The organism is Novosphingobium rosa NBRC 15208, assembly GCF_001598555.1.
Lineage (GTDB): Bacteria > Pseudomonadota > Alphaproteobacteria > Sphingomonadales > Sphingomonadaceae > Novosphingobium > Novosphingobium rosa.
This window is the reverse complement of record NZ_BCZE01000071.1, coordinates 22,374-37,562: the sequence shown is the minus strand read 5'-3', so window position 1 is coordinate 37,562 and position 15,189 is coordinate 22,374. Positions and strand designations below refer to the sequence as shown.

At 62.9% G+C, this 15,189-nt stretch carries 9 protein-coding genes; 5 read left to right on the top strand and 4 right to left on the bottom strand.

Annotated elements, in window-relative coordinates:
- Together SR3_RS23405 and SR3_RS23400 are read right to left on the bottom strand one after the other, a co-directional pair.
- Positions 1 to 864: ROK family protein (locus SR3_RS23405; RefSeq protein ID WP_068091244.1), on the bottom strand; the 864-nt coding region annotated here is incomplete at its 3' end.
- A gap of 302 nt (positions 865 to 1,166) precedes the next feature.
- Positions 1,167 to 2,303, bottom strand: coding sequence for an ROK family transcriptional regulator (locus SR3_RS23400; RefSeq protein WP_068091241.1), 1,137 nt, complete (start codon positions 2,301 to 2,303; stop codon positions 1,167 to 1,169).
- A gap of 537 nt (positions 2,304 to 2,840) precedes the next feature.
- Between SR3_RS23400 and SR3_RS23395 the strand changes: the two genes are divergently transcribed.
- The 5 genes from SR3_RS23395 to SR3_RS23375 all read left to right on the top strand — a co-directional run bounded on the left by SR3_RS23395 (position 2,841) and on the right by SR3_RS23375 (position 12,543).
- Positions 2,841 to 4,349, top strand: a complete 1,509-nt coding sequence (locus tag SR3_RS23395) for a glycoside hydrolase family 32 protein (RefSeq protein ID WP_245654068.1) — start codon at positions 2,841 to 2,843, stop codon at positions 4,347 to 4,349.
- Between the two features lie 130 nt (positions 4,350 to 4,479).
- The gene (locus SR3_RS23390) at positions 4,480 to 6,687 is read left to right on the top strand and encodes an alpha-galactosidase (protein ID WP_245654067.1); all 2,208 of its coding nucleotides are present in this window, start codon (positions 4,480 to 4,482) and stop codon (positions 6,685 to 6,687) included.
- A 256-nt stretch (positions 6,688 to 6,943) separates the two neighbouring features.
- Positions 6,944 to 9,454, top strand: a complete 2,511-nt coding sequence (locus SR3_RS23385; protein ID WP_068091232.1) for a TonB-dependent receptor — start codon at positions 6,944 to 6,946, stop codon at positions 9,452 to 9,454.
- 169 nt (positions 9,455 to 9,623) lie between these two features.
- Positions 9,624 to 11,165 carry a tryptophan halogenase family protein gene (locus tag SR3_RS23380; protein WP_068091253.1) on the top strand — a complete coding sequence of 514 codons (1,542 nt, stop codon included), beginning with the start codon at positions 9,624 to 9,626 and terminating at the stop codon, positions 11,163 to 11,165.
- A gap of 7 nt (positions 11,166 to 11,172) precedes the next feature.
- Entirely contained in the window at positions 11,173 to 12,543 is a 1,371-nt protein-coding gene (locus tag SR3_RS23375; protein WP_169805700.1) for a putative 2OG-Fe(II) oxygenase, read from the top strand.
- Positions 12,544 to 12,769: 226 nt separating this feature from the next.
- Here the strand turns inward: SR3_RS23375 and SR3_RS23370 are convergent, their stop codons facing one another.
- Positions 12,770 to 13,771 (bottom strand): alpha/beta hydrolase, encoded by a 1,002-nt coding sequence (locus SR3_RS23370; RefSeq protein WP_218018880.1) that lies wholly within the window; start codon positions 13,769 to 13,771, stop codon positions 12,770 to 12,772.
- A gap of 133 nt (positions 13,772 to 13,904) precedes the next feature.
- Positions 13,905 to 15,104 (bottom strand): MFS transporter, encoded by a 1,200-nt coding sequence (locus SR3_RS23365; RefSeq protein ID WP_068091247.1) that lies wholly within the window; start codon positions 15,102 to 15,104, stop codon positions 13,905 to 13,907.
- Between the last annotated feature and the right edge of the window lie 85 nt (positions 15,105 to 15,189).

The following is a 15,189-nucleotide window of genomic DNA, read 5'->3' as shown; positions in this document are numbered from 1 at the left end:
GAGGCCTGCCGAAGGGCCCGCCGTGGGCGCCGCGACATAGGCCTCCATATCGATCGAGCGCAGGCTGGCATCGTAATCCGCCAGCTTGGCGACCAGCGCCTGCCTGACGCGCTGATGCATGGAGGCGCTCTCCATCACGCCGCCCCCCAGAATGATGCGATCGGGCCGCACCACATAGGTCAGCGTGGCGCAGAGACCGGCCAGATAGTCGGCCTCGATGTCCCAGGCGGGGTGGTCGAACGGCAGATTCTCCCCCGCCGTGCCCCAGCGCTGGCGCATCGCCGGTCCGCTGGCGAGCCCTTCGAGGCAATCGCCATGGAACGGGCAGATGCCGGCAAAGTCCATGTCGCCCGCGGCGCGGGGCAGGCGGATATGCCCGGCCTCCGGATGGTTCGCGCCGCCATGCGGAGCCCCGCCGACCAACAGGCCGACGCCAATGCCGGTGCCCACCGTGACATAGCAGAATGTGTCCAGCCCTCGCCCGCTGCCGAACAGTTTTTCACCGACAGCCGCGCAATTGACATCCGTATCAAGCGTCAAAGGGGCCTGAATGCTGTTGCGGAAATGGCCGAGCAGATCGGTGTTTTGCCATCCCTCTTTCGGCGTCGAGGTGATGAAACCGTAATCGGGCGCCACCGGATTGAGCGACAACGGCCCGAAACTGCCGATCGACAGGGCGCTGAGTGGACCAAACCGCGCTTCGGCCTCCGCGAAAAAGCGGCTTGCCGCACCAAGCGTTTCGGCGGGATGGGTGGTGGGAATTCTGGTCCTGGCCAGACTGTGCCCGTCGCGATCCGCAACGGTGCAGAGAAATTTCGTGCCACCAGCTTCGATGGCGCCAAGCATCAGCGTTTCGCTATGCATCGTGATAAACTCGTGATGGAGGAAATGGGGCGCCTGACAGCAGGCGCCGGTTTGAGGCCATCAGGCCACAGCCCTCACCGGGGAGGGCGCTGCTCCGGCATGGACAAGAGGGCCGGGCGAACCCCGGCATGGCCTTGGCAGGGCAGTGAAACTGGATTTCTGATCATGACCACCGGCCCCTCTCCAGGCAACGGACGTGTCCTCACGCTCCGATGACACTAAATCTACTGTAGTGATTTAGTCTGGGTCAATCGAAAAATGGCGCCGGCCCCATGGCGGCATTCAAGGGCAGTTTCAGTGGATTAGGATTCGCCCGATGCCGGACTTTTGGCAAGCGCGGCCAGATCCGGGGAAAAGCTGGCATGCAAGGGAAGAAGGCCCGCGCCTAGCGCGGGAGCCGAATCGCCCAGCCCGCCCTGGATCAGGGAAGGCACGAAGAAATCGGGCGGCAGCCGGTCTGAGAGACGCTGCCGGACGCCCTCCAGCAGCAGCCCGATCTCCACCTCGCCAAGCGCGCCGTCGATGATCACGCCCTCCAGGTCGAGCAGGCTGTTCGCGCCGATGATGGCGAAGGTCAAGGCGTCGGCGCAATTGGCCAGCCACATGTCCCGGGCCGGGCCAGCCTCCTTGGGCATGGCATAGAGCGAGGCATGATGGATCAGATAGTCGCCCTTGCCGGCGGCCAGCACCGGCATCGAGGCCAGCGCCCCGGCATTGCCATGGCGCCCCTGAAACACCCGCCCGTCCAGCACGATGCCGCCGCCCACGAAGGTGCCCAGATGGATGCAAAGGAAGTGCTGCAGGCCATGCCCGGCCCCGCACAGCAGCTGCGCCAGCGTGGCGGCATTGCCGTCATTCTCGAAAGAGACCGGCCAGGCGATCCCGGCGCGGATCCGCTCCTCGACCTTGGCATGATACCATTCGCCGGCCTGATCCTCGGACAGGCCCAGTTCGTCACGCCATTCGCCGAGGAACCAGGGCATGGCGATGCCCACGCCCAGAAGATTATCGACCGTCAGCGCCGGCCATGCTTCCAGACATTCCTCCGTGAAGCGATTGATTTCACGCAGAACCGTATCGATATCGGGAAAGCTGACAGGGCATGTGCGCGATGCCTTGGGCTCGCCATGGAAGTTCAGCAGCACGAGGGTGATATGGCTGCGCCCGACCTCGACGCCGATGGTGTAGCCCACCTCGCCGTTGATGCGGTAGATGGTGGCCGGCTGCCCCATGCCGCCGGTGCGCTTGCCCGCCTGAACAAGCAGCCCCCTGCCCTCCAACTCGTCGACGATGCGCACCACGGCCTGTGGCGACAGCGCGGTTTGCCGGGTCAGCTCCGCCTTGGAGGCGCCATCCATTCTGCGCACAGCGGCCAGAATCAATCTTTCATTGTAGCGCCGCATGCCGCTGGCATTGGTGCCCTTACGCGTCGAACTCATCGATCCTGCCTTTATGCGCCAGAGGTCTGGCGAAACCCGTTGATCACTGACATCCTTAGACCTTGCAACAGCAGATGGCCAATCTCACCGGTGGCATCGGTCATCGCGGCAAGCCCTCACCAAGAGGGAGGCCTTGCGACTTGCGTCTTCAGGCTCGCTCCGAATCATCGCCGGCCTCCGCAATGTCCACCCAATCCAGCCGAGCCAGATCTCATATCTCAATCTTTATCAGACCATTATGCGCAATTTTTGCACGCAAGGCCGACACCACGCCACATCGCTTGACAAGACTAAATCACAGATATAGATTTAATGGCAGAGGCACAGGAAGTGCCATGAAAGGGGAAGGGGGTTTTTGCCGGCATCGCAGGGGCGAGCATCAATCATGCTGCCGCACGCCATGCCAGCAAGGCAGATTTCCAGACGCATGATGAATGGCAGGACGTCCTTCGGGGAAGACGGTCGGTCACATGATCGACGGCGCCATTCGATCTACAATGAAGAAAAGTTATTTCGGGAGAGACGGGGATGAAGCGGTTGGCCAGTATTCTGCTCGGGGTGGCATGCCTGTCGGCATCGGCCGCCGCACAGCAAGCCGATGTGCGCCCGGCCTTTCACTTTGCTCCTGCCCGCAATTGGACGAATGACCCTAACGGCCTTGTCTATTACGATGGCGAATATCATCTTTTCTTCCAATACAACCCCTATGGCGACCGCTGGGGCCATATGAGTTGGGGCCACGCCGTCAGCCGCGACCTTGTGACCTGGCAGGAATTGCCGGTGGCGATCCCCGAAACGCCCGATGTCATGGCCTTTTCGGGCAGTGCGGTGGTCGACTGGACCAATAGCAGCGGTTTCGGTCGCGATGGCCATCCGCCGATGATCGCGATCTACACAGGCCACAACCCCAAGGCCCAGCGCCAGTCGCAATATCTCGCCTACAGCAATGATCATGGGCGGACATGGACTGTCCATGGCGAAGTTCTCAACATCAACATGGCCGAATTCCGCGATCCGAAAGTCTTCTGGCATGCCGCCAGCAAGCGCTGGGTGATGGTGGTGGTCAAGGCGCTGGAAAATCAGGCGCAGATCTACACCTCGCCCGATCTGAAGCACTGGACCTTCGCCAGCGACTTCGGCCCCGCAGGCGGGCGCGGCAAGAATTGGGAATGCCCGGATCTGTTCGAACTGTCGGTGGAAGGCGGCGCACCGGGCGAAAAACGCTGGGTGATGGTCATCAATCTGGGCGACAACGGGGTTGCGGGCGGCTCGGGCGCGCAATATTTCGTCGGGGACTTCGACGGCACGCGTTTCACGCCGGTCGCCGATTGGGGCAAGGCGCCGCGATGGGTCGATCACGGTGCCGACTTCTACGCCGTGGCCTCATGGAACGACCTGCCCAGGCAGCAGGATCGCCGTGTGTGGATCGCCTGGGCCAATGACTGGCGCTATGCCAACACCATCCCGACCTATCCCTCCCGCGGGCTGATGACGCTGCCGCGTCAGGTTTTCCTGCGCAAGACCGATCAGGGCTATCAGCTGGCGCAACAGCCGGTGGAAGAGATCACGCGCTATCGCGGCGCGCCCACGCGGATGAAAGCGGTCTCGCTCTCGTCAAACCCCACGCCGATCGCCATCGATGGCGCGAGGTCGGACCTGCAGGTCGATCTGGAAACAGGGTCCGCCCAACAGATCATCTTCGCCCTGACCGATGACAAAGGTTATCAGACCCTTGTCGGCGTCAATCCGCAGGTCGATGAAGTCTTCGTTGATCGCACGCGCTCTGGCCCTCATTTCAATGACAGTTTCGAAGACCGCCATGTCACCGCCGTCGACCTAAAACACCATAAGGTCACGCTGCGCATTCTTGCCGATCAGTCCATCCTCGAAGTCTTCGTGAACGATGGCACGCATACCATCAGCGATCGCTTCTTCCCGGGCGGCGGCAATCTGCGCTGGAGCGTGGCGACGCAGGGCGGCACGGCAACGATGAACCTTACCGCCTGGCCACTGCTCACGGCAACCGCGAAAGCCCCCGCCGGATAAGCATGCAAAGGCGCTGGCGCGAGGAAAGCTTCCTCCGCCAGCGCTTAGACAACACCGAACTTCACGCCTGCCTGTTTCATGGCGGCTGACAGGAACGAACACGCGGATGCCAAGCTTTCGATCCCTTCTGATGACCACAAGCGTGCTGCTGGCGCTGGCGATGCCCTCGCTTGCCTGCGCGAAGGTCAGCGCAAGCGCGGATGGCCGCCAGCTGCGCCTCGATGGCGGCGGCGTCACCTATGCCATGGGCGTGGACGAGCAAGGCTATCTCCAGCCGCTGTACTGGGGCCCTGCCCTTGGCGCGGATGCTCCCCTGGTCGCCCGGCACCCTGCCGAACTCTCGGGCTTCGACCCTGCCGGCTCCGTCACGCCGCAGGAATATGCCGGGCAAGGCGAGGGTCTGGTCAGCGAACCCGGACTGAAGGTGGCCTTCGCCGATGGCAACCGGGATCTCGTTCTCAAATATCGCAGCCACAGCATTGCGGGCGAAACCCTCACCGTAGAGCTGAGCGACATCCGCCGCCCGCTGACGGTGACCCTGCGCTATACGATCGATCCGGCCACCGGCATCATCGCCCGCTCGGCCACGGTCCACAATGGCGACAGGCGCCCCGTCCGTGTCGATCAGATCGCGGCCGCCACCTACACGCTGCCCGCAGGGGGCGACTATCGGCTCCATTATCTGACCGGACGCCATGGCGCCGAATGGTCGCAGCAAGAGGCGCCGGTCACCCCCGCGCTGACGCTGCTGGAGAGCCGCCGTGGCTCGACAGGGCATGGCAATCAGCCGTGGTTCGCACTGGAAAAGCAGGGCCAGTCCAGCCAGACCGATGGCCCGGTGTGGTTTGGTGCGCTGGCGTGGTCGGGCTCGTTCCGCCTCTCGGTGGGGCTCGACAATCTCGGGCGGCCCCGCATCGGCGGCGGCTACAATCCCTATGATTTCAGCTGGACGCTCAAAGCCGGTGAAAGCCTTGAAACGCCGGTGTTCTATGCCGGTTTCACCGATCATGGCATGGGCGATGCCTCACGCCGCTTCCACACATTCCAGCGCGCTCATATCATCCCCGGCGGCGATGCGGCCAGACTGCGCCCCGTGCTGTACAACAGTTGGGAAGCCACCGCCTTCAATGTGACCGAGAGCGGGCAGATGGCGCTGGCCGAAAAGGCCGCCAAGATCGGCATCGAGCGCTTCGTCGTCGATGACGGCTGGTTTGGCGCGCGCGACGATGACAAGGCAGGCCTTGGCGACTGGAGCGTCAACCGCCGGAAGTTCCCCAATGGGCTGGGGCCACTGATCGGCAAGGTCAAGGCGCTGGGCATGGATTTCGGCCTGTGGGTCGAACCCGAGATGGTCAATGTCAAGTCTGACCTCTATCGCGCGCATCCCGATTGGGTGATGAATTTCCCTGATCGTCCGCGCACCGAGGGGCGCAACCAGCTGGTGCTCAATCTGGCGCGCAAGGATGTGCGCGATCACATTCTGGACGTGCTGGACCGACTGGTCAGCGAGAATGACATCGCCTTTCTGAAATGGGACTACAACCGCAACTGGACTGAACCCGGCTGGCCCGGCGTTGCGATCGAGGATCAGCAGCGGTTGCAGGTCCAGTATATCCGCAATCTCTATTTCATCCTGTCCGAATTGCGTCGCCGCCATCCCGGGCTGGAGATCGAGGGCTGTTCGGGTGGCGGCGGGCGCATCGATCTGGGCATGATGGCGCTGACCGATGAAAGCTGGATCTCGGACAACACCGATCCCTATGATCGGCTGACCATTCAGGACGGTTTTACCCAGGCCTATGCTCCCTCGGCCATGATGGCCTGGGTGACGGACAGCCCCAATTGGGCCAATGGGCGGGAAACCAGCCTCGATTTTCGCTTCCTGTCCGCCATGCAGGGCAGTCTGGGCATCGGGGCCAATCTGGACCATTGGACAGAGGCCGATTTTGCCTCCGCGCAGCGCTGGATCGCGGCCTATAAGACCGTGCGCAGAACAGTGCAGCGCGGCGATCTCTATCGCCTGATATCACCCGCGCCCGATGCCGCAACTTCGGCCACCTTCTATGTTTCGCAAGACAGGAAGCAGGCTGTGTTGTTCGCCATGCTGCACAGCTCCCAGTATCGGGACAATGGTCTGGCCATCCACCCGCAGGGACTGGCGCCTGACACCATCTACCGGCTCTCGGTTCTGGGCGGCGCGCCCTTGCCGGATGGGCTGCCCGCCGAAGCACAGGGCAGCTTCTGGATGGCGCAAGGTCTTCGTTTCAAACTCAAGGGGGACTACAAGGGGGTAGCCATAGTGTTCGAGGCCAAGCCGGATCATGCTCCATCCGGCTAGGCAGCAATCATCAATATCCGCTTCCAAAGTGCTGCTCCGAACAAGGCCAACAGCCTTTGGCAAACTTGCGCGCATAGAACGCATTTCTTCTTAGAGAAGCTTTCGTGTAGCAGCAAAGCAACACCTTTTTATCTTCGCAATCCTGCAAACCAATCGATTGATACAGTCATTGCAATCGATTTAATTTTCAATATCACTCTATCGCCGCATCCGATCCTCAAGGTTTGAGCGGCAATAGATTTCGGGGAGGAAATCAATGAAACAGATGGTTCTCACATCGCATGTGTCATGCGCAGCCATGGCGCTGGCCATGGCTCTGGCCACACCGGCCATGGCCCAACAGGCGGCAGCCACAAGCGATACGCCCGCCGCGAAACCCGCCGACGACACGCTGGGCACGATTGTCGTCACGGCCTCGACGGGCGCGCGCACGAAACTGGAAACCTCAACCTCGATCAGCTCGCTGACCGCCGAGGACATCAAGAATTTCGACGCCACCTCGACCGCCGAACTTTATCGCCTGATCCCCGGCATTCAGGTCGCGGGCACGCAGGGCGATGGCGGCAACTCCAACATCGGCGTGCGCGGCCTGCGCACGCCCACGGGCGGTTCGCCCTTCGTGCAGATCCAGGAAGACGGCCTGCCCGTCGTGCTGTTCGGCGACATCCAGTTCGGCAACAACGATTACTGGACTCACCCGATGCCCACCGACCAGCGCATCGAGGCGATCCGCGGCGGCACGGCGGCCACGCTGGCCTCTCAGGCGATCGGCGCGGTGCTGAACCATATCAGCTATACGGGCCGTAACGAGGGCGGTTATGTCGATCTCGAAAAGGGCGTCAATTACGACTGGACGAAGGTCAACTTCCGTCTGGGCAGCAGCATCAATGACAGCACCTATTTCAACATCGGCGGCTATTACGATGTTGGCCACGGCATTCTTCACGCGCCCTATAATGTCAGCAATTCCTATGCCATCAAGGGCAACATCACCAAGGAATTCGCCGACGGCAATGGCTATATCCGCATGCTCTTCAAGGTGGCCGACACGCAGGAGCCCACCTATGGCGGCTGCGTCAGCTCGGCGCGTCTGACCGGCACCAGCGTGTCGAACATCGGGCCTTCCGCCCTGTGCGACGCTCGCAAGCAGGCGCCGAACTATTCGGTGCTCAACTCCAGCGTGCTCTATGCCGATGCCAGTGGCAATGTCGCGCGCCAGCCGGTCAATGGCATCTCCACCAATGAAAAGATGCTGCAATTCCAGACCCATTACGATTTCGGCAATGGGCTGGTGCTGGATGACAATGCCCGCGTTGCGCGCATGAAGGGCAATTTCAACGTCCAGTTCTATGGCGCGACGCCGACATCGGGCGCGGTGCCCGCCGGTCAATCGCTGATCTATGCCAATGGCCCCAATGCGGGCCAGACCTTCACCGGGGCCTATGTCAGCGCCAGTTCGGCGGTTCACACCAATATGAACCATATGGATCATATCGCCAATGATCTGGCGCTGAGCTACAAGCATGACTTCGGCGATCTCAAGAGCAACCTGAAACTGGGTTACCTCTATTATTCACAGCGCATCGCCGAAGACTGGCACTCGAACAGCTCGATCAATGAGGCGACCGGCGTCAATCCGGCTGAACTCGATCTGGTCAGCGGGCTGAACGGCACGGGCAATCTGCTGTCCGCAGGCGGCCAGACCGGCTTCAATCAGGGCTGGAACCAGCAATTCGACCTGACCTTCACCGACAATGCGCCCTATGCCGACCTCAGCCTCGATCTGGGCCGCTTCAACCTCGATGCCAGCGTGCGCGAAGAGATCTTTTCGGGGTCTGGCTGGGCGCAGGGCAGCACCGGCAATACCGTCAGCACGGCCCGCATCACGCAGATCGATCCGCGCACCGGGCAGAGCGTGGTCACCGCGCTGCCGGTGCTCGGCTATGATGGCACGGTCAATGCCGTCAACTTCAGCGAAAGCGCCACCAACTGGTCGGTCGGCGCGCTCTACAAGGCGACGGACAAGCTGTCGGTCTTCACCCGCGCCTCGCATGGCACGCGCTTCAATGCTGACCGCCTGACCAACAGCACGCCCTCCTATTTCAACCCCAATGGCACGCTCAGCTCGGCAGGCCTTGCCAATTCGGCTTTCCCGGTCGATCAGTATGAAGTCGGCATGAAAAACCGCGGCGGTCTTCTGGGCGGCCATTACACTGTCGAGCTGACCGGATATTACTCGAAATACAGCATCTCCTCGCAGGAGATTTCTGATACCAACTGCTTCAACATTCTGGGCATCCACGAACAGACCTGCATCATCGCGGGCAAGTACAAGGATCTTGGCCTCGAACTGTTCAGCACCTATCGCCGTGGCGGTTTGAACATCGTGCTGTCCGCCACCTATGATCACTCGCGCGTGGCGGCCAGCCAGAATTCGCCTTTCCTCAAATCGCCCAACATTCCGGATCTGACCTATTCCGCGCTGGTCAGCTACAACCTCGAGAAGGCCGAGCTGGGCATGAGCGTGAACGGCCAGACCAGCACGCTGGGCGGCGATGGCAACACCTATGCGGGCTCCGCCCTGTTCGGGCTTTTCGCCAAATACCGCCCGGTCAAGCATATCCAGGTCGGGCTGGACATCTACAATCTGTTCAACAGCTACGCCACGCAGGGCGCCGCCGGTTTTGTCACCGGCACCACCGCTCTGGTCAATGCGGGCGTGGCCCAGGGGCGCGCGATCAAGGGATCGGTGCGCTTCAGCTTCTGACCCTGCGGAAATCCCGCGACAGACGCAGGACAGGTGATACACTGCCGGTCAAACGGCCCGGATCACCTGTCCTGATCGCGGACAGACAGACCATGGAGGCTGCGGCTGCGCCCCGGATCACCGGGAGGCAGCCGTTCCCCCCAGAAGCCGAGGCAAGAGGGGAAAGATGATGCAGGCGACGCGCCAACCGCAGCATGATCGCGCCATTCGTTCGATCGTCATCGTCGGCGGCGGCTCTGCCGGTTGGATGACCGCTGCCGCTCTGGCCAACAGCTTGCAAGATGGCTGCGCAATCACGTTGGTCGAATCCGAGGAAATCGGCATCGTCGGCGTGGGCGAGGCGACCATTCCCACCATCCGCCTGTTCAACGACATGCTCGGCATCGACGAGGCCGAATTCGTCAAGGCGACCCATGGCTCCTTCAAGCTGGGCATCCAGTTCGTCGACTGGTCAGCGCCGGGCGCACGCTATTTCCACCCCTTCGGCAGCTATGGCAAAGCCTTCGACACGGTCGCCTTTCACCAGTTCTGGCTCGCGGAACGCCTGAACCACAACATCGACAGCATCGACCCTTACTGCATGGCCTGGACCCTGGCCGAAGCGGGCAAATTCGCCCCTCCCTCGCGCGATCCGCGCACGGTGCTCAGCACCTATGACTATGCCTATCACTTCGATGCCGCGCGCTATGCCGCCTTCCTGCGCCGCTATGCCGAGGCGAAAGGCGTCACCCGGCTGGAGGGCAAGGTGGCCACGGTCACCCAGCACGGCGAGAGCGGCTTTGTCGAAAGCGTCACGCTGGCCGATGGACGCATCCTCCCCGGCGACCTCTTTATCGACTGTTCGGGCTTTGCCGGCCTGCTGATCGAAAAGACGCTCAAGACCGGTTATGAGGACTGGTCGCAATGGCTGCCCTGCGACCGGGCGGTGGCCGTCCCTTCCGCCTCCACCACGGATTTCCTGCCCTACACCCGCTCCACGGCGCGAGAGGCCGGATGGCAATGGCGTATCCCGATTCAGGGGCGGACCGGGAATGGCTATGTCTATTCCTCGCGCTTCACCGATGACGACACGGCAACCCGGCAATTGCTCGCCTCTCTGGATGGCGAGCCGCTGGCCGACCCGCGCCCGCTGCGCTTCACCACCGGTCGGCGGCGGCAGGCATGGAACCGCAATGTCATCGCGGTGGGCCTGTCGAGCGGCTTTCTCGAACCGCTTGAATCCACCGGAATCCATCTCATTCAGGCCAATATCTCCAAATTGCTGGCCTTTTTCCCGGACCGGGATTTCGACCCGCTGGTCACCGCCGAATTCAACCATGTCGCCGCCACGGAAAATGAGCGTATCCGCGATTTCCTCGTGCTGCATTACCATCTCAACCAGCGGGACGAGCCGCTCTGGCGCTACACCGCAACCATGCCGATCCCCGATACGCTGGCCACGCGCATCGAGCATTTCCGCCGCTATGGCCGCCTGATCAGCCGTGACATGGATCTCTTCGGCCCGGCCTCATGGACGGCGGTCCATATCGGGCAGGGCAATCTCCCCCTCGCCTGCGATCCGCTCAAGACCTATCGCACCGCCGATGGCGCCGCATGGCTGGCCCGCTTCAAAAGCGCAATGCAGGCGGAAGCCGCGAAGGTGGGCAGCCACCGCAGCTATGTCGAAACGCATTGCAACGCCCGGGAAAGCACCGCCCTTGCCAGCGCCTGATGCAACAGTGCAAAACTGGTTGGCCAAGGCCCGCCTGCATCGACAGGCCGAGGAGATGGCCGAGGCCGAACAGGCGCTGGAAACGGCCCGCAGGCTGGCGCCGCGCGATCCGCAGGCCGCCTTTCTCTACGCCCAGATCCGCTATGAACGCGGCTATGACGCGGCCCCGCTCTTCGCCCACGCGCTTGCTCTGGCGCCGGGCAACCGCGACGCCTTGCGTAATCTGGCGCTGGCCGACGCCTCCTCAGGCAGGATGGCGCAGGCGCAGGAGAGACTTGCCGCCGCACTGGCCCAGACGCCCGACTGGCTGGAAGGCCAGCGCATTCTGGCCTCGCTGCGCTACACGGGCGGCGAGGCGAAAGATTATGATGCGGGCTATCAGGCGGCCCTTGCCGTGCTGCCCGCCCATCCGGGGCTGTGGCTTGGCCTGTTCGCCTGCGTGGCGCAGCATCGCGACTGGCCCCGCGCGGGCGCCATTCTGGAGAAGGCCGCGCAAGCCTTGGGCGAGACGAAAAATATTCTGGCCGCCCGGCTGTTCATGGCCGGAGAAACCGGCGACATCGCCGCCAGCGAACATCTGATCGCCCGCGCGCAGGCCCTGAACGACGATTTCGTCCAGATGGCCCGTCTGCGCCACCATCTGCGGCGGGGCGCCTATGGCGAAGCGCTGGCCGTGGCCCTGCCGCTGACCGCTGGACGCAATGCCGGGCAGGTCTGGCCCTATGTCTCGACCCTGTGGCGCCTGACCGGAGACCCCCGCGCCGCCTGGCTGGATGGCGATCCGCCCCTGATCGGCACTTATGATCCCGGCCTTTCCGCAGAAGAGCTGGCGGCCTTGGCGGAGGCCCTGCGCGGCCTGCATCTCGCGCATTTGCCCTATGCCGAGCAATCCGTGCGCCACGGCACCCAGACCGACCGCTCGGTGCTGCTGCGCCATGAGCCGATCTTCGAACGGACCCGCGCCCGGCTGATGGCCAGTGTGCGCGAGCATATCGCAGCGCTGCCGCCGCCGGACCCGAGCCACCCCCTGCTGGGGCGGCCGCGCGACGCTTTTGCCATCGCGGGCAGTTGGTCGGTGCGACTGGGAGCGGGCGGCCATAATGTCACCCACTCTCATCCGGCAGGCTGGCTCTCCAGCGCCTTTTACGTCAGCCTTCCGGACCCTGCGGCGATGGGGGCCCCTCCCGCCGGCCATCTGCACCTCGGCGCGCCCCCGCCGGAGCTGAGGCTGGATCTGCCCCACTATGCCTCTCTTGCCCCCACGGCAGGGCGTCTGGTGCTGTTCCCGAGCACCATGTGGCATGGCACGGCGCCGATTGCCGGCGGGGAGCGGCTCAACATCGCCTTTGATGTCATCCCTCGCCGAGCGCCGGATTGAGATCGCCAATTGCAAGGGCCCGCCATGTGGCGTGCGCGGCGGATCGCCACGCCTGGCCAAACCGGCAGCAGGCCAATAAGGCCACCCGAGACGAAGAGCGCTGACCAAGCTGCCCTTCCGCGCCAGCAGTCGCATCGTCGAGAGCTACCATAGGTTCATTGCCCAAAGCATGGCTGGCACTGCAACATTCTTCACGTTGCAGCGCCAGCCCTACCCCTGAGACAACTTAGTCAGCCTTCAGGTTTGTCCGGTAGAATGAGGCCAGCCTCGACCACGGGATGAGGCCCACACGATCATAAAGATCGACATGACCCGCTCCCGGCACGATGATCAGTTCCTTGGGCTGGGCCGCGCGCTTGTAGGCATCCTCGCTGAACTCGCGGGAATGCGCCTGATCGCCGGTGATGAACAGCATCGGGCGCGGCGAGATCGTCTCGATGCCGTTGAAAGGATAGTAGTTGGTAAAACGCGGGATGCTCGAAAGGATCGGACGCGTAGTCAGCTCCGGTGGCCCGCCCTCCGGCGTGAATTCTCCGCGCGGCGTGCGGTAGAAGTCGAAGAACTCGCGCTGAACCGGCGGCGTATCCTTGTCGAGCTGCAGCACCGTGCCATAGCCATAAGCCCGCTTGCCGCCGGTGAATTCGGCATAGCGCTGCCGGGCGGCCCGAGCGATGAACTGCTTGCGCTGCTCCAGCGTCTGGGAATGGTTGAGGCCGTCTCGGCTCGCGGCGCCCATGTCATACATGCTCACGGTCGCCACCGCCTTGATGCGCGGATCGATCTTGGCCGCGCTGATCACGAAACTGCCGCTGCCGCAGATGCCGAGGATGCCGATCTTCTCGCGGTCGATGAAATCGCGCGTGCCCATGAAATCCACGGCGGCGTTGAAATCCTCGGTATAGATTTCCGGCGCCACCAGATTTTTGGGCGCGCCAGCGCTCTCGCCCCAGAAAGACAGATCAAGCGAAAGGGTCACGAAGCCCTGCTCGGCCAGTTTCTGGGCATAGAGGTTCGAACTCTGCTGGCGCACCGCCCCCATGGGGTGGCCGACGATGATCGCGGCATGGCGGACGGCAATGTCAAAATGGCCCGGCATGAACAGCGTGCCGACCACCTCCATGTCATACTGGTTCCGGAAGGTAACACGCTGGCTGGTCACGGTCTGGCTCTTGTAGAAATTGTCGGCGCCGTGGCTCATGTCCTGCGCGGCGGCGGGGGCGGTGTTCATGGTCATCATTCCTGCGGTTGCCAGGGCGGCGAGAAAGCGGCGGGGCAACCGCATCCTCATGCTGCCGGTTTCGGCCGTGGTTTTGCTGTGCTTCATGGCAGGTTCCTGGGTTCGGATTTTGGGCTGTCGGTTGTCAGGCCGATTGCTGCACGGAGAGGGACGGTGTGGCGACACGGGCTGTCACGAAGGCCATCAACGCCGCCGCGATCAGGGTCATCGCCGCAAAGCCGAAAGCTCCGCGATAGCCCCAGGCGTCGAAGAGCAGCCCTCCGACAATCGCCCCGAGCATGATGGCAAGCTGGATGATCGCGACCATCAGGCCGCCGCCAGCCTCGGCCTGATGCGGCATGGTCTGGCTCAGCCAGGTCCACCACGCCACTGGCGCCGATGTGCCCAGCAATCCCCACAGCACCAGCAACAGGCCAACATTCAGAGGCGTGCCCCCGATGCTGGCCAGCCCGAGCGCGATCCCCGCCATCATCAGCGGGATGAGGATCAGCAGACTGTAGAGGCGTGATGACAGCACCATGCCGATCAGAACCGTGCCGAGGAACCCGGCCACCCCGAGCCCAAGCAACAGGGCCGAGATCAGCGTCGCGCGCCCTCCGGTCACGATGTCCAGAAAGGGGCGCAGATAGGTGAAGAGGGTGAACTGGCCGAAGAAGAACAGCGCGACCGCGATCATGCCGATGGCGAAAGAGCGATGGCTCAGCAGCGCGAAGACCTCACGGGCCCGGATCGCCGGCTTTTCCGGGGGAAGCGCGGGAAGACTGCGCCATTGCCAGACAAAGGCGAGTGCCGCGAGTGGAACGACGCAAAAGAAAGCTCCGCGCCAGCCGATCAGGCCACCCAGCAGGCTTCCGAGCGGCGCGCCCAGCGTGGTGGCCACCGCATTGCCGCCATTGAGCAGGGCAAGCGCTTTGGGCACAGCCTCTTGCGGCACCAGACGGATCACGATGGCCGCAGAAATGGACCAGAAGCCGCCGATTGCGATCCCCAGCAGGGCACGCCCCGCCATCAACACCGCCGCATCGGGCGCCAAGGCCACCATCACACCCGACACCACCATCAGGGCGGTGAAGATCAGCACCACCCGGCGCCGATCCACCGCGCCGATGATGGTCGAGATAAACAGGCTGGTCACCAGCGCGAAGAAGCCGGAAATGGCAATCGACTGCCCGGCATGCCCCTCGGAAATCGCAAGATCATGCGCGATCGGGGTCAGCAGGCTGACGGGCAGGAATTCGGATGAAATCAAAATGGTCGCGCAGAGCGCCATGGCGATCACGCCGCCCCACGCGGGCGCCGCGATCCTGCTGCCGGATGTCGGCATGGTGAACCTCATTCTGCTGGGCTGAATTCTCCCTTCCTGTTTAGGGCGATCCATGATCTATTATTAGACATCTAAATTTTCTGAT